The organism is Stenotrophomonas sp. YJH_SMC_65 (assembly GCF_059369475.1).
The window spans coordinates 257,800-278,408 of sequence record NZ_JCAFSR010000005.1 but is presented as its reverse complement, the minus strand read 5'-3'; the positions used below and the strand labels follow the sequence as shown (position 1 = coordinate 278,408).

The following is a 20,609-nucleotide window of genomic DNA, read 5'->3' as shown; positions in this document are numbered from 1 at the left end:
AACATGCGACATTCCACTGGGACGTTGCGGATCGGATGCAGACGGCGCGTCAAAGGTTTAAGGGCGCGGTGGTGCCTACCGTTCGTCGGCCCATGACTTCCGGGGGGTTGACTACAGTTGTCGTCACGCAGACAGTGGCGACACGTGTAGTCAAGGGAGTGGTGTCATGCGTGGCAAGACGATCGGGGACCAGGAGCTGGCCCTGCTGCAGTACATCGATGAACATGCGCCGGCCACGGTCGGCGAGGTCGCCAGTGGCTATGGGGAGGCCCGTGGGCTGGCCCGCTCCACCGTGCTGACGATGATGGAGCGACTGCGGGCGAAGGGGTATCTTCAGCGCCAGCAGCAGGACGGTGTCTACCGCTACCAGGCCACGCGTGGCCCGCAGAGCGTGCTGCAGGGCGCGGTGGCGCAGTTCGTCGACAACACCCTGCAGGGCTCGGTGTCGCCGTTCGTGGCCTACCTGTCGCAGCGCCAGCAGGTCAGCGACAACGAGCTGGCCGAACTGGAAGCGCTGGTTGCCCAACTCCAATCGCGCCGCCACGAGGGCTGAGCCATGGACACCACGATGCTGATCCCGATGTTGGAACGGCTGGGCTGGACCAGCCTGCAGACCGTGCTGCTGGTGGCCCTGGTGTATGGCGTATGCCGCGCGCTGCCGTCGCTGTCGGCGGCGACCCGCTGCCGCCTGTGGTGGCTGGTCTCGCTGCAGGCTGTGCTCGGCCTGTTCTGGAGCCAGCCGTTGCAGCTGGCTTGGCTGCCGGCGCCGCAGGCGGTGGCGATGAGCGCGACCGATGTGGCCGCCGACATGGTCTACCCGCTGGCCCCGGAGGCCTCGGCACAGCTGTTGGCCGCAATGCCGATGCCCGCCGCGGACGTGCCGGCGGTGGCATGGTGGGCCGTCGCACTGGCCACGCTGTGGATGTCCGGCGTGCTGCTGATGGCCCTGCGTACCTTCGGTGAGTGGCTTCGCTGCCGCGCGCTGCTGGCAGCGGCCTATCCCTGCGAGGACGAGGCGCTGGTGCAGGCCCTGCAGCTGGCCTCCGATGCGCACGGCGTGCGTCCTGCGCCGCGGTTGTGGATGAGCACGCAGGTGGACGCACCGCAGCTGGTCGGGCCGTTCCGCCCGGTGCTGCTGCTGCCGGCGGGCGACAACGCCCTGCAGGGCGACGCGCTGGACCTGGCCCTGACCCACGAACTGCAGCACCTGCAGCGGCGTGACCTGCAATGGGGCCTGCTGCCTGCACTGGCCCAGCACCTGTTCTTCTTCCACCCGCTGCTGCGCCTGTCGGTGCGTGAATATGCACAGGCGCGCGAGGAAGCGGTGGATGCAGCGGTGGTTGGCCAGCACGGTGCCAGCCGCCAGGCCTATGGCCGTCTGCTGCTGCAGCTGGGCGTGGCACCGCAGCCGCATCTGGGCGTGGCCAGTGCCGCACCGGATACCACCAGCCTCAAGCGCCGCCTGCTCTCGCTGCAGTCGCGCCGGTCCTGCCCGCGCATCCTGGCGATGGCGTTGACTGCGGTGGTGCTGGTGGTGGGCGTGGCGCCGATGCGGCTGGTCGCAGCGCCGGTGCCGCCGGCACCGCCCGCGCCTCCTGCGGCGCCGAAGGTCGTGCCGCCGCCGCCGCCGAAGGCTCCGAAAGCGCCGCCCGCACCGCCTTCGTCCGCGCGCGTTCCGGCCGTGCCGGTGGCGCCCGCGCCGCCCGCCGAGCCGGCTGATGTCGAGGCGTTGTCAGGTCCGGACGATGCGGATGTGGCGGTCGACGTGGATGCGGATGTCGATGTCGATACCGGCATGCACAGTGAACACACGACCTCCCGCACCACTTCCATCACCACCTACGGCCGCCTGGACCTGGGCAAATCGCCGCCGGAGGCCTTCGTGCTGGTAGATGGCGATTCGACCTTCGCCAACGGCGGCATGGACGACGTGACGGTGGCCCGCAGACAGCTCGGCAAGGGCCCGGCGCTGTGGTTCCGCAAGGGCGACAAGCGCTACGTGGTGCGAGACCCGATGATGATCCAGAGCCTGCAGCGTGCCTACAGCGGCGCGGCGGATCTGGGCCGCCAGCAGAGCGAACTGGGCCGCCAACAGAGTGCGCTGGGTCGCCAGCAGGGCGAACTCGGCAGGCAGATGGGCGAGATGGGCCGCCTGCAGGGCGAGGAGGCGCGCCGCATGGCACTGGCCGCTGCCGAGGCTGCGCGCAGCGCGGTGGCCGCGCATGACATCAACCGCGAAGCGGCGGCAGAAGCGGCGAAGGCGGCGCGGGGCGCGACCAACGATGCGGCCATTGCACGTGAGGCTGCACGTGAGGCTGCTGCAGAGGCACGTCGTGCGATGCAGGAAGTGGACAACGAAACCGCGCGGGCCACCCACACCCGCGGCATGCAGCGCCTGGCCAGCCAGCAGTCTGAACTGGCCAGCCGCCAGGCGGCGCTGGGCAGCCGGCAGGCTGCGTTGGGTGAGCGTCAGGCACGCGTGCATGAGCAGGCGTCGCGGCAGGCGCAGCAGGTGATCGCGCGCGCACTGGCCAGCGGCAAGGCCGAGCGACTCTGAATGGTAGTGCCGGCCGCTGGCCGGCAATGTGGGGTGCCGGCCAGTGGCCGGCACCCACTGGGTTGATCAACCGCAGCTGGCGCGCTCGATCCGGTTCTGACCGTCCACCTGCACCGTCACGCGGTCCTGGCGGAAGTCCATGGTTACTTCCATGCCCGGCTTGACCACGCGCGCGTTGCGGGCACCGCTATCGGCGACCAGTTTCTTGATGGTGGCCTCGTCGGCGGTCTTGCCGGTGAAGGCTTCCAGCGCTTCCGGCCTGCATTCGTGGGCGGCATCGGCCACCGGTGCCGGTGCGGCATCGTGGGTGGTGCTGCTGCCGGCGTGGCTGCAGGCGGCCAGCGGCAGGATGGCGAGCAGGGCAAGCGGATTGAGGCGCATCGTCGGGCTCCAGGCGTGGATGGTGGCGGCAGTGTCACCGCTGCCACCGTCAGGGCATGTCAACGCGGCCCTGGGCCATTACTGCCCGACCAGCGCCAGTGTTTCGCGCTCGCGCTGCTCCTCGCGCACCAGTCGCTGCAGCAGCAGGGCCAGGGTGACCACGTCCTGATGGTTGTGGTCGGCCACCCGACGCAGGTTCACCGCATCGCCGCCGCGCAGGAAACGCAGCCATGCGCCCGGGGCTTCGGAGCCAGGCAGGTCATCCTCGCGCACCACGCGCAGCAGCTGGCGCTCAATGGTGGACAGCTTGCAGTTCTCCCACGTGCCGCGATAGCGGCGGCGGGTCGGGTAGAGCAGGTCGACGTGATCCAGCGCGCTGATCGGGCAACGCTGGCGGGCCAGCCGGTAGCGCGTCTTCAGCAGCGGCGCATCGTAGCTGCGCCCGTTGTAGCTGCAGAACACGGTGGACGGCTGCAGCCAGCGGGCGAAGGTGGCCAGCATCGCTTCCTCGGCGGCCATCGTCGACATCAGCAACTGGCGGATGCGCAGGCCTTCGCCACGCTGCGGGCACACATGCCAGTCGGCGGCGCCGATCATGAAGGCGCGGGTGCCAGTGCCGCCGGCCAGGCCGGTGGTCTCGGTATCGAAGAACAGCAGGTCGCGCGCGGCGACGTGCTCGTGCTCGCGCCTGGCGAAAGCCAGGGAAAGCGGTTCCGCGGGAATCGATTGCGGCTGCAGCGACTCGATCAGGAACAGTCCCGGCGCGATTTCCTCGCCGGGCAGCTGGCGATCCTGGGCACTGGCGCGTGCCGGTGCGGCTCCACCACGCGAGCGCAGGCCGAGCAGGCGGTGCAGGCTGCCCACTTCCGGTCGACGCAACGGTGCGGCGGCCGTCACAGGCGCGGCAGCGCCGGTCGGCTTGTGGCGGATTTCCTGTTCGACCCAGGCGAACACCGAGCGCTCCGCCGGTGGCTGCCGTGCATCGTTGGCGGCTACCGGGGCCGGCGCCGGGGGGGGCGGCTCGGGTGCCACCGGCGTGACTGCTTTCGGGTCGCCGGCCTGCTTCCGCAGCAGGCGCAGCTTTTCCAGGCTCAGGCTCACGGTGCCAGCAGCTCCATCGGCTCGCGCGTGGTCACCACCACGTCGCGCACGTGCTGGCAGGCTTCTGCGTCGAACAGGTCGAGCACGCGCAGCGCCAGCGCGCGCGGCGAGGTTTCATCTTCCTCCTGTGCAGCCAGCACCGGGCCGACACAGGCCGGGCAACCGGCCTTGCAGTCGCAACGCTGCACCAGTTCGCGCGCGCGCTGCACCAGCTCGGCCTGGCGCTGCCACAGCGGCTCGCTCAGGCCAACGCCGCCAGGAAAGTTGTCGTACAGATAAACGGTCGGCACGAACTCCTGCAGCAGCTCCACCGCGCCAGGGTCGCCTTCGCTGCCGCGCAGCTGGCCACGGCCGCTCTGGTCGGCGATCGCGAACCAGGCACCATCGCCGTTGCCGACTGACTTCTGCAGATCGCGCGCATCGGCCATCACCGCCACGGTGGCGACGATGTGCAGGGCATACGCGGCGCCAAGGAAGCCATCCAGCGCATCCTGCTTGCTGGCGAACGCGCGCAGCAGCAGCGCCTGCGGCAGCTGCCACCACACCGCAGTGGTGTGCAGTTCCTGGTCGGGCAGGTTCACCGGCCCATAGCCGATGTTCTCGTGGGTGTAATAGCGGATCTTCTTGTAGCCGGCCACGCGACGCACCACGTGCACTTCGCCATGGTGCGAATCGCCACGGCCGGCCACGCCACCGTCGAAACGGTCCAGCACCTTGAGCTTGGTGAAGTCGATGCTGTCGGTGTAGTAATCCACATGGGTGCGGGTGACATAGGCTTTGCGGCCGTCCCAGTCCAGCGTCTCCACCTGGTAGGGCGTGGACTGCACCATGTGGATGGCGCCTTCGTACAGGGTGAGTGCGGCGGCGGAATAATCGACCTCGGCGATGATCTGCTGGCGGCCGTCGCTGCGGTCGACCACCACGAAGTTGCCGTCGGCCACCGCGCGCAGGCTCACCGCGTTGGCCGGATAGCTGTCGGCGATCCATTCCCAGCGCTCGCCTTCGCGGTGGATGACTTCGGTTTCGGCCAGCGCTTCCAGGAACACTTCCGGATCGATCGGGCCGAAGCCATCGCCAACCCGGAACGGCAGTTCGAAGGCTGCGCAGCGGATGTGGTCGAACAGGATCAGCGGCTGGTCAGGTGCAATGCGTGCATGTTCGGGCGAGGCCTCGGCGAAGAAGTCCGGATGCCGCACCACGTACTGGTCCAGCGGCTGCGAGCTGGCCACCATCACCCCCAGCGCGGGCTGCTGGCGGCGACCGGCGCGGCCGAAGCGCTGCCAGGTGGCGGCCACGCTGCCGGGATAGCCATTGAGAATGACCACGTCCAGGCTGCCGATATCCACGCCCAGTTCCAGCGCCGACGTGCTGACGATGCCGTCGATGTTGCCGGCGCGCATCGCACGCTCGGTCTCGCGGCGCTCGGTGGGCAGGTAGCCGCCACGGTAGGCGCGGATGCGCGGCGGCTTGCGCGGGTCGTGGTCGAAGATGTCCTTCAGGTACTTGGTCAGCACTTCGACCATCAACCGGGTCTGCGCGAACACCAAGGTCTTCAGCCCGGACTTGATCGCGATGCGCGCGATGCGGTTGCTCTGCGAGCGTGCCGAGGCGCGCAGGCCCAGGTCCGGATTGATCACCGGCGGGTTCCACAGCAGTACCTGTTTCGGTCCGCTGGGCGCACCGGATTCGGTGATCGCGGTGACCGGTGCCTCGATCAACGCCTCGGCATGCGCCTGCGGATTGCCGATGGTGGCCGAGCACAGGATGAACTGCGGTTGCACGCCGTAGAACGCGCAGATGCGCTTGAGCCGGCGCAGCACGTTGGTGACGTGGCTGCCGAACACGCCGCGGTAGGTGTGTACTTCGTCGATGACGATGTAGCGCAGGTTCTCGAAGAACTGCGCCCACTTGGTGTGATGCGGCAGGATCGCCTGGTGCAGCATGTCCGGGTTGGACACCACGATGTCGCCATGCAGGCGGATCGCCTGGCGCGCATCACCCGGGGTATCGCCATCGAAGGTGAAGGCCTTGACGCCCAGATCGCCGGCACGGTTGAGTTCCAGCAGCTCGGCCACCTGGTCCTGTGCCAGCGCCTTGGTCGGGAACAGGTACAGCGCCTTGGCCTTGTCCTGCATCGCCGCGCTGACCACGGGCAGGGTGTAGCACAGCGACTTGCCGCTGGCGGTGGGGGTGACGATGGCCACGTGCTCACCACGCTGGCTGGCCTCCCAGGCCTCGGCCTGGTGGCTGTAGAGCTGCTCGATGCCGCGTGCCTTCAGGGCCGCGGCCAGGGCCGGCGGTACCGCATCGGGAATGGGGGCATAGCGGCCCTCGCGGCCGGGAATGGCAAAGCTGCCGGTGATGCGGTCTTGGTAGCGGCGCTGCAGGCGCGCGCTGAGCAGGGCGCCGTCACGGGCGGGCAGGCCATCGCGGGTGGCGAGCTTCTGCTCGGCATCGGCGGTGCGCTTGGCGAGTTCGTAAGCCATGGAAAGTGGAGCCGGGACGGATTGCGAGGGGTCACATGGCACCACATCCACGTCTCAGGATGTGAGACATCGCACACGGAGGGCGTGAACCGTTCAGTGCTCGCGTCCCGTGGCGCCGCCGCATCTCCCCTGGCTGAACAGCTGCCAGTGCAGCAACGAAATCTGAAGCCGGCATCCGTATCCTTGGGCGCTGGACGCAACCAACAGGGCGGATGGCTGTGGCACGACGTGGAACGCAGGGAGCACTCCTGGCCGGCATGCTGCTGGCCGGCATCGCGCAGGCGCAGCAGGCCGCGCCGGTGTCGGTGCCCGATCCTGCACCCGTTCCCCCTGCTGATGCCCCGGCAGCAGCCACCGCGCCGATCTCCACCGCCCTGCCGCAGGACAACGTCACCACCCTCGGCGAGGTGCGTGCACTCAAGCCCGACGACGAGCCGCTGGACCTGTACCGCTTCAAGAACCCGGTGAAGTTCGGCGACAACCGCTTCAGCCGCGACTGGAGCGAGCCACCGTCACCGGAGCAGGTCAGCATGGGCGGCGGCTACATCATGATGGGCGTGGTCAAGGGCGTGCTGGCGGCGGGCCGGGGCCTGAACAAGCTCACCGGTGGCCCCGACCAGATCCAGTCCGCCATCGCCCGGCCACCGCCTGAGCTCAGTGCCGAACAGCGGCAGCGTGCGCTGCGGTTCTCCCAGCAGCAGGATGCCGGTGATGCACCGCCGGTGAAGTAGGCCGGTATATCCTGCCGGTTCCTCAACCGATAGCGCTGCCATGTTCCTGCGTTCGTTCTGCCTGCTGGCTGCATTGCTGCCCGCGTCCGCCTTTGCTGCCGGCATCGCCGGTGATGGCGCGTGCCGCAATGGCGCGTTCCCCTCCGAACAGAGCCGGTTCGCGCTGGCGCGGGTGGTCGACGCACCGCGCCTGTATCTGCTCGGCGACATGGACGGGTGCCCCGCCAAGGGCGAACCGGCCTGCCGCCAGCGCAGCTATGTGGTCAACGGCGATACGGTGGTGACCGGTCGCGACCTTGGCCGCTACCGCTGTGCGTTCTTCCCGAACAAGGTGGGCGGCAGCGCCGGCTGGGTGGACCGCAGCAAGCTGCAGCCGTTGCCGGTGGCCGTGCCAACGCTGCAGGACTGGGTGGGCCACTGGAAAGACGGCGACAACGGCCTGCGCATCACCGTGCAGGGTGGACAACTGCATGTGGATGGCGACGCCTACTGGCCCTCTGCCAACCCCACGCCGGAACAGCGCCCGTATGGCCCGAACATGGGCCAGGTGGAAGCGCGCGCGACGCCGCGTGGTGCTGATGTCGAGTTCGTCGAGGACACGTGCCGGGTGCGCGTGCACTCGCTGGGCGAGGTGCTGATCGTGGCCGACAACAGCGAATGCGGTGGCATGAACGTGCGCTTCAACGGCGTGTACCGGCGCGCGGGGAAACGCTGAAGGCCGCATGACGGAGGGGTCAGAGCCCTTTCGTGGGCGAAAGGGATCCGACCCAGGGTCAGCGCCGCCGCTCCAGCCACCACAGCAGCGAAGCGCACACCGTGAACGCCAGCCACCAGGGCCAGCGCGAGCCCGGCACGGGCTGCATCATCGCCGTGTTCGTCGGCCCGCTGACGGCCAACGCCCGCGTGGTTGCATCGATCATCGCCTGCTGGTGCAGTGCAGGTGCGGCCTTCGGGTCGAACACATAGCGCCAGACCGTGGTGTCGCCGTGCTGCAGGCGCTGCCAACCCGCCTCGCGCGGCCACCAGCCGGCGCAGCGCAGGGTCGACGTTGCGCCGTCAACGATCAGGGGCACGCTGTCTCCGCGCGCGTTGAAGACCTGCAGTGGCGCCTGCACGCCGCACAGCGCCTGCCGTTCGCCCGCCCAGCCGAGCGTCTGCGGCGACCACAGCGCATCACCGCTGCCCTGCGCGCGCGCCAGCGTGGCGACGACGCTGCTCCAGAGTTCACCGTGGCGATCATCGCGTCCGGCCAGCACCCAGCGCCAGCTGTCGGTGATCGGCAGCAGGCCGATGCGACCCTTGCCGGCAGCGCGCCAGCCGCCGACGGCCTTGCCCGACCCATCCCGCAGCAGGGCGTTGCTGCCTGGCGCCTGCAGCGCCAGTGCTTCCAGCGCGGGCAGGGGCGCACTGTGCGAGCTGCGGTCAGCCTCCTCGCCGTAGCCGGTCGGCAGCGTTCCGGCGGCGAGCGGGCCGCGTCGTGCGGCGAGGACCGCGCTGTCGCCATCGCCGGGAAGTTCGAGGGCGTGGCTGCTGCCATCGCCCTGCACTGGCAGGCCCAGATCGCGGAGGCGCTGGCGCGCGCCGGCTGCAGGTGCGCCTGCACTGCGCAACAGAACGCCAAGGCCGTCACGCAACGCCTGCCGCACGGCAGCCAGCTGGCCGGCACTCAATGCGGTCAGGCTGCGCTCGTCCAGCAGCAACAGATCGCTGCGCGCGAGTGACGCTGCATCCAGCGCGACCGCGCCATCCCCCACGCTGACACCTGCCCCGGTATCGGCCTGTACCTGCACGCGGATGCCGGTATCGGCGGCCCAGCGGCGCAGGTACTTCAGCTCCGGGCCCGGCGCACTGGCACGCACCAGCATGCGCAGCGGTGCCGCCGGCAGGGTCTGCTGCGGTACCGGCGCGCTGTCCACCACATGACCGCCGGCATCGAGCAGGCGCAGCTGGAACACGCTGCGGCCCTCGGCGCGGGCGATGCCGCTGAGCTGCACGTGACCGTCCTCGGCAACGTCCACGCGATCGACCACGCTGTCGGCGGGGTCAAGCAGTTCCGCCTTGGCCTTGGCGACGCCGCGCGCCTGTGCATGCACGTCGAAGCGTGCGCCGGGCGCGGTGTCGGCGGGTGGCTGCAGCGCGATCCACCCGCGCGTCGGAGCTACCGGCTGCCAGCGCACGTCGCGTGGCAGTACCGCGTCGCGGTCACGCGCGACCAGGCCGGCACCGACCAGCGTCAGCGTGGAAGCCGGATGCTGGCGCAGCGCCGTGGCCAGGTCCGGCACGCGCTCGCCCCCAGGCACATCGGCAGCCTCAGGCAACAGCAGCCGCGGGCCTGCGCTGGCCGGCAGCGCGCCGGCCTTGTCGGCATCGATTCCCAGCACGACCAGGCCGACCGCGGGTTGCTGGCCGGTGGGCGGGACCAGGCAGAAGTACAGCAGCGTGGCAGCGATCAGCTGCAGCGCAATCACGATCCACTGGCGGCCACGACGCGCGGCATTGCCACGCAGCTGGCGCACGCTGGCGATGACCACGATCAGGGCGAGTGCCAGCGCAATCCACAGGTTCACAGCGGAGGCGTTCATGGCTGTGCCTCCAGCGCATCAAGGTACCGCTGCCCCATCGCATCGGCGGCGTTGCGCCGCATTGCCTGCGGCAGGGGTCGCTGCAGCGCGCGCCATACCTGTGCGCGCAGGCGCTGGCGGCAGTCGCGGCAGCCGGGTTCGATGCGCAGCTGCTCGATGGCCGCGGCCAGGTCCAGCGCATCGGGCAGATAGGCGGCGTTGCGCTGCTGCCAGGTGGCGAGTGCATCGAGATCGGGAGGGGCCGTGTCATCGCCGAGGCGTTGCCAGGCTTCGATGATGGCCGGGTCGGGCGGCGTGCGTGCGGCCAGCGGCAGTTCACGGCTGGCCAGCCCGGCGCGATCGCCACCCAGCCGGCGGCCTTCATCGATCGGCGGCAGCTCCGGCCCCACCCGTGCCAGGTAGATGCGCTCGGCCTGCTGCACCTGCTTGATGAAACCCAGCGCCTTGTAGGCGAACGGCAGTGCCTGCTCCGGGCGGCCCTGGCGCAGCTCGCCTTCGGCCGACCACATCTGGTCCAGCGCGGCCTTCAGCGTGGCGCGGGTCTGTGGGTCGAGCAGGGTCGAGGCCTCGGCATGGTCGTGGGTGTGGCCGTACTCCGACAGCACATCGGTGGCGCTGCCGAATACCGGCGGCGTATCGGCACTGGCCGCCTTGCCGCCGTGATCGTGGCCATGCGCGTCGTGCGCACCGGCCTCGGCGCCATGGTCGTGATCGTGATCGTGTTCGTCGTCGTGGCTGTCTGCGGTCGGCGCATCGCTGGTGGGCAGGTCGCTGGTCGGCGGTGGCTTCGGTGCACCTTCGCTTTCTTCGCCCAGGAACTGGCCATAGCGCAGGCGCAGGATGCGCTGGTCGACACCGATCGCATCGCTGCGTTTCACGAAGTCCTCGGCGGCGAGGCTGCGTCGCTGCCGGATCAGCGCTTCGGCATCGATGATGATCTGCCGCTGGCTGCGGAAATAGGCCGGCAGGGTCTTCTTGATGCGGCCTTCCAGTTCGGCACCGAGTGCAACCTCGGCGCTGGGCAGGCGCAGGATCACGCTGCTGCTGCGCCCGGTCTGCGGCGTTGGCGCGTGGTTGTCGCGCACTTCCAGCTGGGCGATGACATCGTTGCCCGGTTGCGCGCCCAGCGCAGCCAGATCAAGCGTGTGGGCGAAACGCCGCGCGGTGGCTTCGCCGCTGCCGGCAAGCGTCACGCTGCGTTTCACGAAGGTGATGTTCTCACCGCTGCCCTGGGTGGTGGTGATCGACAGCGTTGCCTGCGCGGCTACGCCATAGTCGTCGGTGGCCTCGAAGCGCAACGACCACTGGCGTTGCCCGGGCGTGCCCAGCACCAGGCTGGCGGCCGGCTCCAGCACGCGTACGCCGGGCGCGCGGTCGGCGACCACGTCCAGACGATGCAGGTCGGTTCCGGCCAACGCCGGCTCGCTCACCACGCGGTACAGCACCGGCGTGCGCGCCACATCCTGTGCCTGCCACTGGCCATCGTGTTCGTTCAGCGGCAACCGGCGACCATCGTGGAACTGCAGCCATGCCTTGTCCGGTGCGCGATCGAAGCGCAACGACCACGACAGCCGGCTGTCGGCGGCGACCTTGGCATCCAGTGCGTTCTGGGTGAGCGTGGCTTGGCCGGTATAGGCCGGCGCGTCGATGCGCATGCGGGTGGACTGCAGGTGCAGTGGGCCCGCGGCAGCCGTGCTGCCAGGCGCCGACGCACGGGCCGGCGCGGAGCCGGGGCTGGAACGTGGCCAGCCGAATGCCAGCGCAACGATGGCCAGGCCTGCGATCCAGCACAGCGCCAATGCTCCACGCGGCCAGCGCGGACGCAGTTCCGGCATCGCGCGTTCCAGCGTGGCCAGCACATGCGCGCGCTGGCGCTGCTGCAGCGGATTGAGGGTAAGCGCATCGGCAAACAGCAGGTCGGCACTGTCCTCACTGGCGCCGCTGCCATCGAGCTGGCGCTGCAACCACTGCGGGTCCAGCTGGCGGGAGCGTGCCGTGGCGAGCGCTGCGCAGGCAAGCAGGCCGATGGTGCCGATCACGCAGGCGATATCGAAGCCCGCCAGGCGCAGCGCCAGCACCGTTGCGGCCAGCGCCCACGGCAGGCCCAGCAGCAGGGTGACGAGCGCACGGCGGCGGCGCGCGTGCTGCCAGGCGAGCTGCAGGGTGTTCATGCGGGCCCCCTGCGTCGATGACTGCTGGCCATCCAGCGTTCCAGCGCGAACAGCAGCACGATGGCCAGCAGCAACCACGGGGTGAGCTTGCGCAGCGGCGGCGTTGCCGCAGGCAGTGCTGCCTGGCGGGGGGCCTGGTCCCGGGCATCGCCAAGGCGTGGCAGTGGAGGCGGCTGCAGAGCCAGCAGCAGCGCGCGTGGCAACTGCGGATCGCGCAGCGCAGCGTTGCCTGAGGCATCCCAGTCGCCGGGCAGAGACAGCAGGACACCGTGGCCGATGCGTTGCTGCCACAGCAGCGGGGTGCCCTCGGTGTTGCGCAGCAGGATGCTGGCCTCGGCGGCAGGCTTGCCGGCAGTCACTACACGTCCACCGTCCTGCAGCCACGCCTGCCAGTTTGCCGGCAGTGCGCTGTTGCGGCTCCACACGCCGATCTCGCCGCGTTCGGGCAGCGCATCCGCCACCAGAGGCGCGAGCGGCGCCTGCCTGCCCCACGCGCGCTGCAGTGCATTCAACCAGTGCTGGACGACGGCCGATGCATCGCTGTGCACGCGCATGCGCGGCAACGTTGCGGCACTCGGTTGCTCACTCACCGGTATCGGCTGCGGGCGCCACTGCACCTCGCGCGACAGCTGCAGGCGTGCGCCGTCCAGGCCGGGCAGGGGATCGGGAACGTGCACGGTCAATGCGGTGCCCGCAGGCAGCTGTGCGTCCAGTTCGCGCAGCAGGCTGGGCAGGGAAGCCGTGGACGCGGGTGGCACTTCATCAATGGCCGGGAAGCCGGGCGCCAGCCAATGCCAGTTGCCCGCTTCGGCGGTGCCGCGTAGTGCGGTCGCGTCCAGCCCTGGGGCTACGACCGTCCACGCAGTGGGGGCTGGCGCAGGCCCGGTCAATGCAGGTCGTGCCAGCAGCAAGGCCAACGCGGCCAGCAACAGCAGGCGCACCAGCAGCAACGGCCAGTCATCGAAGCGGATGCGCTGGCGCGGCCGGATCTGTGCACGCAGCCAGCGCAGCGCGGCGAAATCCAGCGGTGTGTACGGATGGCGGCGGGCGAGGTGGATCAGCAGCGGCAGCAACCCTGCAGCGAGCGCGGCCAGGCCCAACGGGAACAGCAGGGTCATGCGCCGCCCCTGCGGCCAAACAGTGCCTGCAGTGGTTGGTCCAGCGGCTGGTCGAGCCAGCCAGTGGCACTGGCGATGCCGCTGGCCTGCAGGCGCGACTGCAATGCGTTGCGTGCGTCAGCGAAGCGTTGCAGGTAGTCGGTGCGGATCGCCGCGCCATCGCCCAGCAGTTCCTCGCCGGTCTCCGGATCGCGGAAGCGATGGCCTGCGCCGAACGGGAAGTCACGCTCGTCGGCGGTGAGGATCTGCAGCAGTGCCACTTCGCGGCGTGCGCTGGCCAGTTGTTCCAGCAGCACAATGCCGGCCTCGTCAAAACCGTCGCCAATCGCCAGCAGCAGGTCGCCCGGGCGCACGCGCTCCCACAGCGGGCGCAGGCGATCGGCCACAGGCCAGCCGCCACGCGCCTGCAGCGCATGCAGTTGCAGGTGCACGCGATCACGCTGGCGTGCGCCGTTCGCTGCGGGCACCAACTGCAGTCCATCGCCATTGATCGCCAGCAGGCCGAAACGGTCGCCCTGCTGCAGGGCCAGTTCCACCACGCAGGCGGCCACACCGCGCATGTGGTCCAGGCGGGTGCGCTGCGGTGCCGCGCGATCGGCCTGGCCGGCCGAGGCGGTGGCATCAAGCAGCAGCCAGACCGTGATCGGGCTTTCGCGTTCGGATTCGCGCACGAAGAAGCGGTCCGAGCGTGCATACAGCTTCCAGTCGATCTGGCGCAGCTCATCGCCTGGTTCGTAGGCACGGTACTGGGCGAATTCGAGGCCGGCACCGCGGCTGCGGCTGGCGTGCTGGCCGATGCCACTGGCGCCACTGGCCAGGCGTGGCCGCACGCGGAGCGTGCGCAGGCGCGCCCGCAGTTCCGGTGGCAAGGTCAGCGGGGTACCGGCGTTCACGGGTGGCTCAACCCGGGAACGGCACGGCCTGCAGCAGGGCGGCGACCACGTCGTCGGCACGCTTCTGCTCGGCCTCGGCGGCGAACGACAGCAGCAGGCGATGGCGCATCACCGGCGCGGCCAGCGCCTGCACATCCTCGCGGGTGGCGGCAAAGCGGCCCTGCAGCAATGCGCGCGCTTTTGCCGCCAGCACCAGCGACTGTCCGGCGCGCGGGCCCGCGCCCCACTTCACCCACTGGTTGATCGCGGCGGGTGCGCCTTCGCCTGGGCGGCTGGCGCGCACCAGGCGGGTGATCCAGGCCAGCACATCCGGGCTGACGTGCACCTGGCGTACGGCGGCCTGCAGCGCGATCACCGCCTCTGCATCCATCACCTTCGGCACCGCGTCGGTGGCGCCGCCGGTGGTCTGTTCCAGGATCTGCCGCTCCTCGTCCTCGCTGGGGTAATCCACCAGCACGTGCAGCAGGAAGCGGTCCAGCTGCGCTTCCGGCAGTGGGTAAGTGCCCGCCTGCTCGATCGGGTTCTGTGTGGCCAGCACGAAGAACGGCGCCGGCAGTGCGTAGGTGGTGCCGGCGTAGCTGACCGTGCGTTCCTGCATCGCTTCCAGCAGTGCGGCCTGGGTCTTGGGCGGGGTGCGGTTGAGTTCGTCTGCCAACAGCAGGTGGGTGAAGATCGGGCCCTGCTGGAAACGGAAATGGCGATGGCCGGTGCCGTGGTCTTCCTCCAGCAGTTCGGTGCCGAGGATGTCGCTGGGCATCAGGTCGGGGGTGAACTGCACGCGCCGGAACTGCAGTTCCAGCGCCTGCCCGAGCGAGCGCACCAGCAGGGTCTTGCCGAGCCCGGGCGCGCCTTCCAGCAGGCAGTGGCCGCCGGCCAGCAGGCCGATCAGCAGCTGCTCGACCACGGTGTGCTGGCCCACCACGGCGCGTGCAAGCGCGGCGCGCAGCGCATCCAGGCGTGGCAACAGGGAATCGAGGTCGGGGGAAGTCATGGGCGTGCAGGTCCTATCAATTGTTCAACGCGTACATCACGATGTTGACGCCGAAGCGGGTGTTGTCTTCGGCCAGGAAACGCTTGTTGCGCCAGTCGTAGTCCCACTCGCAGCCGTAGTCCTTGTTGCTGTAGAGCAGCCCCAGGCGGCCATCGACCTCGATGCCCTTCAGGTAGTCGTGCACCAGGTCGTCGCCCCAGCCATTGAGTTCGAAGCTGGTGGCCGGCGGGCCATCGGGGAAACGGAAGAAGCTGCGGTACAGCGGGTGGCTGTTGGGCAGCTTCTGCAGTGCCCTGGGACCAAACAGGCGGCCCATCTGTGCCTCGAACGAGGTGGCGAACAGCCCATCGATATCGTGGTTGCAGTCGTCGACGAAGACGAAGCCGCCATTGCGCACATAGCGCACGAAGTTCTGCCGCTCGGCGGCATTGAACTCCACCAGCGTGTGGCCGGCCAGGTAGCAGAACGGCGCTTCCAGCATGCGCGGGTCGGCCAGTGCCACCACGTGCTCCTGCGGGTCCACGCGCAGCGAGGTGTAGTCGATCAGCGAGGTGATCAGGTTGGACGGCATGCGCGCGTCCACGTCCCAGTCACCGGAGTCGTACTGCAGGCGGGTGAACCAGAAGTCGTAGCGCGAACTGCGCGGGCCTGCCTGTGCCCAGGCCGGCAGCGCCGCCGCCGAAGCGGCAGCGGCCAACCAGCGCAGGCAGGCCCGGCGATCCATCAGACGGCGTCGGACAGCGAGGTGAAGGTGAAATCGCGCAGCTTCATCGGCGGGATCATCATCACGTAGCTGGACTCATCACCGGCCACACGCACCGGCTTGCCCAGCTCTTCGATGTTGTTGAGCATGATCACCGGCGACTCGTTGAAGCGGAAGTTCTTCACCGGGTGCTTGATCTGGCCGTTCTCGATGTAGAAGGTGCCGTCGCGGGTGAGGCCGGTCAGCAGCACCGTCTGCGGATCGACCATGCGGATGTACCAGGTACGCGTGACCAGGATGCCCTTCTGGGTGCCACGCACCAGCTCGGCGGTGCTTTTGTCGCCACCGCTCATCAGCAGGTTGCCCGGCGAGGCCTTGGCGGTCTTGCCCTGCTTCTGCGCCCAGAAGCGCGAGTAGTCCAGGTTGGCGATCTTGCCGTTCTCGATGATGGCCATGCGCTCGCGCGGCAGGCCTTCGTTGTCCCACGGCAGCACCGGTGCGTCCGGATGCCACGGATCGGCGATCATGGTCACGCGCGGGTCGTAGACCTGCTCGCCCAGCTTGTTGCCACCACCCTTCTTCGACAGGAAGCTGCGGCCTTCATCGGCCGAGCGCGCACTGAAGAAGTTCATCATGAAGCTGATCAGGCCTGCCGCTGCGGCCGGCTCCAGGATCACCGTGTACTTGCCCGGTTCCAGCGCCTTGGCTTCGGCCGACTCGGTGGCCTTGCGCATGGCGATGCGGATGTCCTGGTCGGCCTTGAAGTCGGCCGCATCCTTCAGGTTGCGGCCGACCCAGCCCGAGCCGCGGCCATCTTCAGTGCGCACGGTGCAGGTGTAATCGAAGTTGGTGGTGCGCTGGTAGGCGAAGTTGCCGTTGCTGTTGGCGGTGGCCTGGAAGCCCTGGCCGTCCTCGAGGAAGCCGGCGGCGATCAGGCCGTGACCACGGCACGGGGCGATCGAATCGGCGGCGACCTTGGCACGGAACGCCGGATCGATGGCAGCAGTGGATTCGCTGAAGGTGGGGCTGGCGCGGTAGCTCTGCTTGCCGATGGCCGGCATGAACTCCGGGTTCTCCGGGGCCAGGCGGGCCAGGTCTTCGGCACGGCGCACCACGCGTTCCAGCGCGGCATCGTCGAACTCGTTGATCGAGGCGGTGCCGACGCGCTTGCCGAAGGCGACGGTGACTGCCAGTTCGGTGTTGTCGACGATGCCACTGGTGGAGACATTGTTCAGCGCGAAGCGGATGTTGCCGCTGATCGCGCCGGCCAGCACGGCGGTGCACTCGTCGGCCTTGGACAGGGCGATGACCTTGTCGAGGATGGCCTTGGCCTGGGCTTCGGTGAAGATACTCATGGTGTAAGGGCTCCTGACCGGTCAGCCGAGGCTGCGTGCGGTGTTGATGACGTTGATGCCGTTGAAGCGCGCGGTGGACGAGCCGTGCGAGACCGCCGAGACCTGTCCCGGCTGGCCCTTGCCGTCGAAGAACGAACCGCCCAGGCGGTAGTCGCGTTCGTCGGCCACGGCGGTGCAGGCGTTCCAGAACTCCGGCGTGCGGATCTGGTAAGCCACGTCTTCCAGCATGCGGGTGATCTGGCCGTTCTTGATCTCGTAGAACAGCTGGCCGCCGAACTGCGCGTTGTAGCGCTGCTGGTCGATCGAGAACGAGCCATCACCGATGATGTAGATGCCGTTCTCCACGTCCTTGATCAGGTCCGGCACGCTCAGCGGCGTCTTGCCCGGTGCCATCGACACGTTGGCCATGCGCTGGAACTGCACGCTGGACCACGAGTCGGCATAGCAGCAGCCGTCGGACTCGGTCTTGCCGAGGATGTGGGCCTGGTCGCGGATGGTCTGGTAGTCCACCAGCTTGCCGTTGCTGATCAGGTCCCAGCGCTTGCACTTCACGCCTTCATCGTCGTATGCCACCGCGCCGAGGCTGCCGGGCTGGGTCTTGTCGGCGAAGATGTTGACCAGCTCGCTGCCGTACTGGAAATGCTGTTCGCGCTTGTCCAGGGTGGCGAAGCTGGTGCCGGCGTAGTTGGCTTCGTAGCCGAGCACGCGGTCCAGTTCCAGCGGGTGGCCGATCGACTCGTGGATGGTCAGCCAGGTATGCGACGGATCGAGCACCAGATCGTACTTGCCCGGCTTCACCGACGGGGCCTTCAGCTTTTCCTGCGCCTGCCGGGCGGCGGCGATGGCGTCTTCCTTCATGTCGTAGGAAGAACTGTAGTTGACCACGCCATTCGGGCTGACCACCTTGCCGGCGGCGGCGCCGTCCAGGTACTCGTAGCCCAGGCCCATCGGCGAGGACAGGCCCGAACGGGTGCGGAACTTGCCGCTGCTCTTGTCGATGGCGGTGACCGTCATCGGCGCCCAGATGCGGTGCACGTCCTGGTCGATATAGGAACCATCGGTGGAAGCAAAGTACTTCTGCTCGTTGACCAGGAACAGCATCGAGTTGACGAAGCTGGCACCAGCGCCCATTGCGGCAGCGTTGACGTCCAGCAGCAGGCCGACCTTGTCCTTGATCGGCACCTCCATCGCATTCTTGCGGATCGGCGTGCGCCAGCTCACCTCACCCACGCCCGGCGCCTTGGCCAGCTGCACCGGTGCGGTCTGCACGCCGGCATTGGCCTTGGCGATGGCCGCCGCCTGCTGCGCGGCCCTGGCCACGTCGGCGGTACCCAGTGCGTTGGTGGCGGCAAAGCCCCAGGCGCCGTTGACGATCACGCGGATGCCCACGCCGGTGGACTCGGTGTTCACCACGTTCTGCACCTTGTCCTCGCGGGTGATCACGAACTGCCGCAGGTAGCGGCCGATGCGCACGTCGCAGTAGGTGGCACCGGCGCTGCGCGCCGCCTGCAGCGCCGCGTCGGCCAGGCGCTTCTTCAATGCCGGGTCGAGGCTGGACTGCAGCTGCTCGGCGGCGATCACCTTGCCGAAGAAGGAGGGCACGATCAGCCCGCCCGCGGTAAGCCCGGTCAGGGCCAGGAAGTCACGTCTTTGCAAGGCTGCTCTCCATGTCGAAGGATGGGTGGCTCAAGCGCCGAGACTGCGCGCGGTGTTGATGATGTTGATGCCGTTGAAGCGGGTGGTGGACGAACCGTGCGAGACCGCCGAGACCTGGCCGGGCTGGCCCTTGCCGTCGAAGAACGAACCGCCCAGGCGGAAATCGCGTTCATCGCAGATGGCCGTGCAGGCATTCCAGAATTCCGGCGTGCGGATCTGGTAGGCCGCATCCTCGACCATGCCGGCGATCTTTCCGTCCTTGATCTGGTAGTACAGCTGGCCACCGAACTGCGCGTTGTAGCGCTGCTGGTCGATCGAGTACGACCCCCGGCCGTGGATGTAGATACCGTTCTCCACGTCCTTGATCATGTCCTCGACGCTGAGCGGCTGCTTGCCCGGCGCCAGCGAGACATTGGCCATGCGCTGGAACTGCACGCTGGACCAGGAATCGGCGTAGCTGCAGCCATGCGATGCATCGCGGCCGAGGATATGGGCTTCATCGCGGGTGGCCTGGTAATCGACCAGGATGCCGTCGCGCACCAGGTCCCAGCGCTGGGTCTTGACGCCCTCGTCGTCGTAGCCGACCGCACCGAGGCTGCCCGGCTGGGTCTTGTCGGCGAAGAAGGTGACGATGTCGCTGCCCCAGCGGAAACCCGCATCGCGCTTGTCCAGCGTGGCGAAGCTGGTGCCGGCGTAGTTGGCTTCGTAGCCGAGCACGCGGTCCAGCTCCAGCGGGTGGCCGACGTTCTCGTGGATGGTCAGGAACAGGTTGGACGGGTCCAGCACCAGGTCGTACTTGCCGGGCTTCACCGACGGCGCCTTCAGTTTCTCGCGCGCGTGGCGGGCGGCCGCAATGGCGTCCTCGACCGGGTCGTAGGAATCGCGGTAAGCGGTGATGCCACCGGGCAGGTGCACCTTGCCGCGCGCATCGCCATCGAGGAACTCATAGCCCATGCCCATCGGCGAGGACAGGCCGGCGCGGGTGCGGAACCTGCCGCTGGCCTTGTCGATGGCGGTGGCGGTGAACGGCAGCCAGATGCGATGGATGTCCTGGTCGATGAACGAGCCATCGCTGGAGGCGAAGTACTTCTGTTCGTTGACCAGGAACAGGGTGGAATTGATGTAGTCGGCGCCCGCATCCAGCGCGGCGGCATTGAGGGCCAGCAGCAGTTCGACCTTGTCCTGGATCGGCACCGCCATCGCGTTCCTGCGGACGGGGGTCTGCCAGCGCACCTCCCCGACCGGCGGCGTCGGCGCCAGCTGCACCGGCCGGGTCTGGATGCTGGCGTTGGCGCGGGCGATCGCGGCCGCCTGCTCGACCGCAGCGCGTACGGCGGCCTCGGTCTGCTGGTGGGTGGCGGCGAAGCCCCAGGCCCCGTTGACGATCACCCGCACGCCCACGCCGGACGATTCGCGGTTGGTCACGTTGCCGACCTGATGCTCGCGGGTGATGACCGACTGGTTGAGGTAGCGGCCGATGCGCACATCGCAGTAGCTGGCCTTGGCCGTGCGTGCGGTGGCCAGCGCCACGTCCGCCAGGCGCCTGCGCTGGAGGGTGTCGACCGGGGCGAGCAGTTGCTCGGCGGCGATGGCACGGGAATGCGGCAGCAGCAGGCCCGCCAGGCCCAGACCGGAAAAAGCCAGGAACTCACGTCGTTGCACAGCGTTTCTCTCTCTCGCTTGCGTGCGGCCGGCAACGGGCCGAGCCGATCACGTCAACCACTCGACTTTCGCCAGCGCGGGGCATCCGGGCAAGTGACTGCAGTCATGGTTGGGGGTGTTTCGGCAGGGCTTGCAGCCCTGCACCTGCTCAGAGCCGGAGCAACAGCCACAGCAACAGCGGGCTTGCTGAGGGATGGCGGGGCGGTGTGGGTGGGCAGGACA

Annotated in this window: 16 protein-coding genes; 4 read left to right on the top strand and 12 right to left on the bottom strand. The window is 68.8% G+C overall.

Going from position 1 to position 20,609, the window contains the following annotated elements:
* Positions 1-166: 166 nt before the first annotated feature.
* A complete protein-coding gene (locus AC5P7A_RS11715; RefSeq protein ID WP_014645465.1) occupies positions 167-553 on the top strand; it encodes a BlaI/MecI/CopY family transcriptional regulator in 387 nt (128 codons plus the stop codon).
* A gap of 3 nt (positions 554-556) precedes the next feature.
* Positions 557-2,557: a M56 family metallopeptidase gene (locus tag AC5P7A_RS11710; protein ID WP_495220153.1), complete on the top strand. Its 2,001-nt coding sequence runs from the start codon at positions 557-559 to the stop codon at positions 2,555-2,557.
* Between the two features lie 66 nt (positions 2,558-2,623).
* Here AC5P7A_RS11710 and AC5P7A_RS11705 read toward each other — a convergent pair whose 3' ends face one another.
* From AC5P7A_RS11705 to AC5P7A_RS11695, 3 genes are all read right to left on the bottom strand, one after another.
* Positions 2,624-2,938, bottom strand: a complete 315-nt coding sequence (locus AC5P7A_RS11705) for an I78 family peptidase inhibitor (RefSeq protein ID WP_049404229.1) — start codon at positions 2,936-2,938, stop codon at positions 2,624-2,626.
* A gap of 78 nt (positions 2,939-3,016) precedes the next feature.
* On the bottom strand, positions 3,017-4,039 hold the full coding sequence (locus AC5P7A_RS11700; protein ID WP_495220152.1) for a ribonuclease H-like domain-containing protein: 1,023 nt from the start codon (positions 4,037-4,039) through the stop codon (positions 3,017-3,019).
* Complete coding sequence (locus AC5P7A_RS11695) at positions 4,036-6,525, bottom strand: DEAD/DEAH box helicase (protein ID WP_014645468.1); 2,490 nt, start codon at positions 6,523-6,525, stop codon at positions 4,036-4,038. Before AC5P7A_RS11695 ends, AC5P7A_RS11700 begins: the two co-directional genes overlap by 4 nt.
* A 212-nt stretch (positions 6,526-6,737) precedes the next feature.
* Between AC5P7A_RS11695 and AC5P7A_RS11690 the strand changes: the two genes are divergently transcribed.
* Positions 6,738-7,256 carry a hypothetical protein gene (locus tag AC5P7A_RS11690; RefSeq protein ID WP_032957598.1) on the top strand — a complete coding sequence of 173 codons (519 nt, stop codon included), beginning with the start codon at positions 6,738-6,740 and terminating at the stop codon, positions 7,254-7,256.
* Positions 7,257-7,296: 40 nt separating this feature from the next.
* Complete coding sequence (locus AC5P7A_RS11685; RefSeq protein WP_014645470.1) at positions 7,297-7,971, top strand: hypothetical protein; 675 nt, start codon at positions 7,297-7,299, stop codon at positions 7,969-7,971.
* 58 nt (positions 7,972-8,029) lie between these two features.
* Here the strand turns inward: AC5P7A_RS11685 and AC5P7A_RS11680 are convergent, their stop codons facing one another.
* From AC5P7A_RS11680 to AC5P7A_RS11640, 9 genes are read right to left on the bottom strand one after another with little or no spacing between them, the layout of a single operon-like run.
* Positions 8,030-9,838: a hypothetical protein gene (locus tag AC5P7A_RS11680; protein WP_495220151.1), complete on the bottom strand. Its 1,809-nt coding sequence runs from the start codon at positions 9,836-9,838 to the stop codon at positions 8,030-8,032.
* Positions 9,835-12,009 carry a hypothetical protein gene (locus AC5P7A_RS11675; protein WP_495220150.1) on the bottom strand — a complete coding sequence of 725 codons (2,175 nt, stop codon included), beginning with the start codon at positions 12,007-12,009 and terminating at the stop codon, positions 9,835-9,837. Before AC5P7A_RS11675 ends, AC5P7A_RS11680 begins: the two co-directional genes overlap by 4 nt.
* On the bottom strand, positions 12,006-13,127 hold the full coding sequence (locus AC5P7A_RS11670) for a BatA domain-containing protein (RefSeq protein ID WP_495220149.1): 1,122 nt from the start codon (positions 13,125-13,127) through the stop codon (positions 12,006-12,008). Before AC5P7A_RS11670 ends, AC5P7A_RS11675 begins: the two co-directional genes overlap by 4 nt.
* Positions 13,124-14,020: a DUF58 domain-containing protein gene (locus AC5P7A_RS11665; protein ID WP_046427741.1), complete on the bottom strand. Its 897-nt coding sequence runs from the start codon at positions 14,018-14,020 to the stop codon at positions 13,124-13,126. Before AC5P7A_RS11665 ends, AC5P7A_RS11670 begins: the two co-directional genes overlap by 4 nt.
* Positions 14,021-14,027: 7 nt before the next feature.
* Positions 14,028-15,011: an AAA family ATPase gene (locus tag AC5P7A_RS11660; RefSeq protein WP_014645475.1), complete on the bottom strand. Its 984-nt coding sequence runs from the start codon at positions 15,009-15,011 to the stop codon at positions 14,028-14,030.
* 16 nt (positions 15,012-15,027) lie between these two features.
* A complete protein-coding gene (locus AC5P7A_RS11655) occupies positions 15,028-15,735 on the bottom strand; it encodes a DUF4159 domain-containing protein (protein WP_005411842.1) in 708 nt (235 codons plus the stop codon).
* Positions 15,735-17,069 carry a TldD/PmbA family protein gene (locus AC5P7A_RS11650; protein ID WP_014645476.1) on the bottom strand — a complete coding sequence of 445 codons (1,335 nt, stop codon included), beginning with the start codon at positions 17,067-17,069 and terminating at the stop codon, positions 15,735-15,737. Before AC5P7A_RS11650 ends, AC5P7A_RS11655 begins: the two co-directional genes overlap by 1 nt.
* A 21-nt stretch (positions 17,070-17,090) precedes the next feature.
* On the bottom strand, positions 17,091-18,725 hold the full coding sequence (locus tag AC5P7A_RS11645; protein ID WP_014645477.1) for a TldD/PmbA family protein: 1,635 nt from the start codon (positions 18,723-18,725) through the stop codon (positions 17,091-17,093).
* Between the two features lie 30 nt (positions 18,726-18,755).
* Positions 18,756-20,387 (bottom strand): TldD/PmbA family protein, encoded by a 1,632-nt coding sequence (locus AC5P7A_RS11640; protein ID WP_032957606.1) that lies wholly within the window; start codon positions 20,385-20,387, stop codon positions 18,756-18,758.
* Positions 20,388-20,609: the final 222 nt, after the last annotated feature.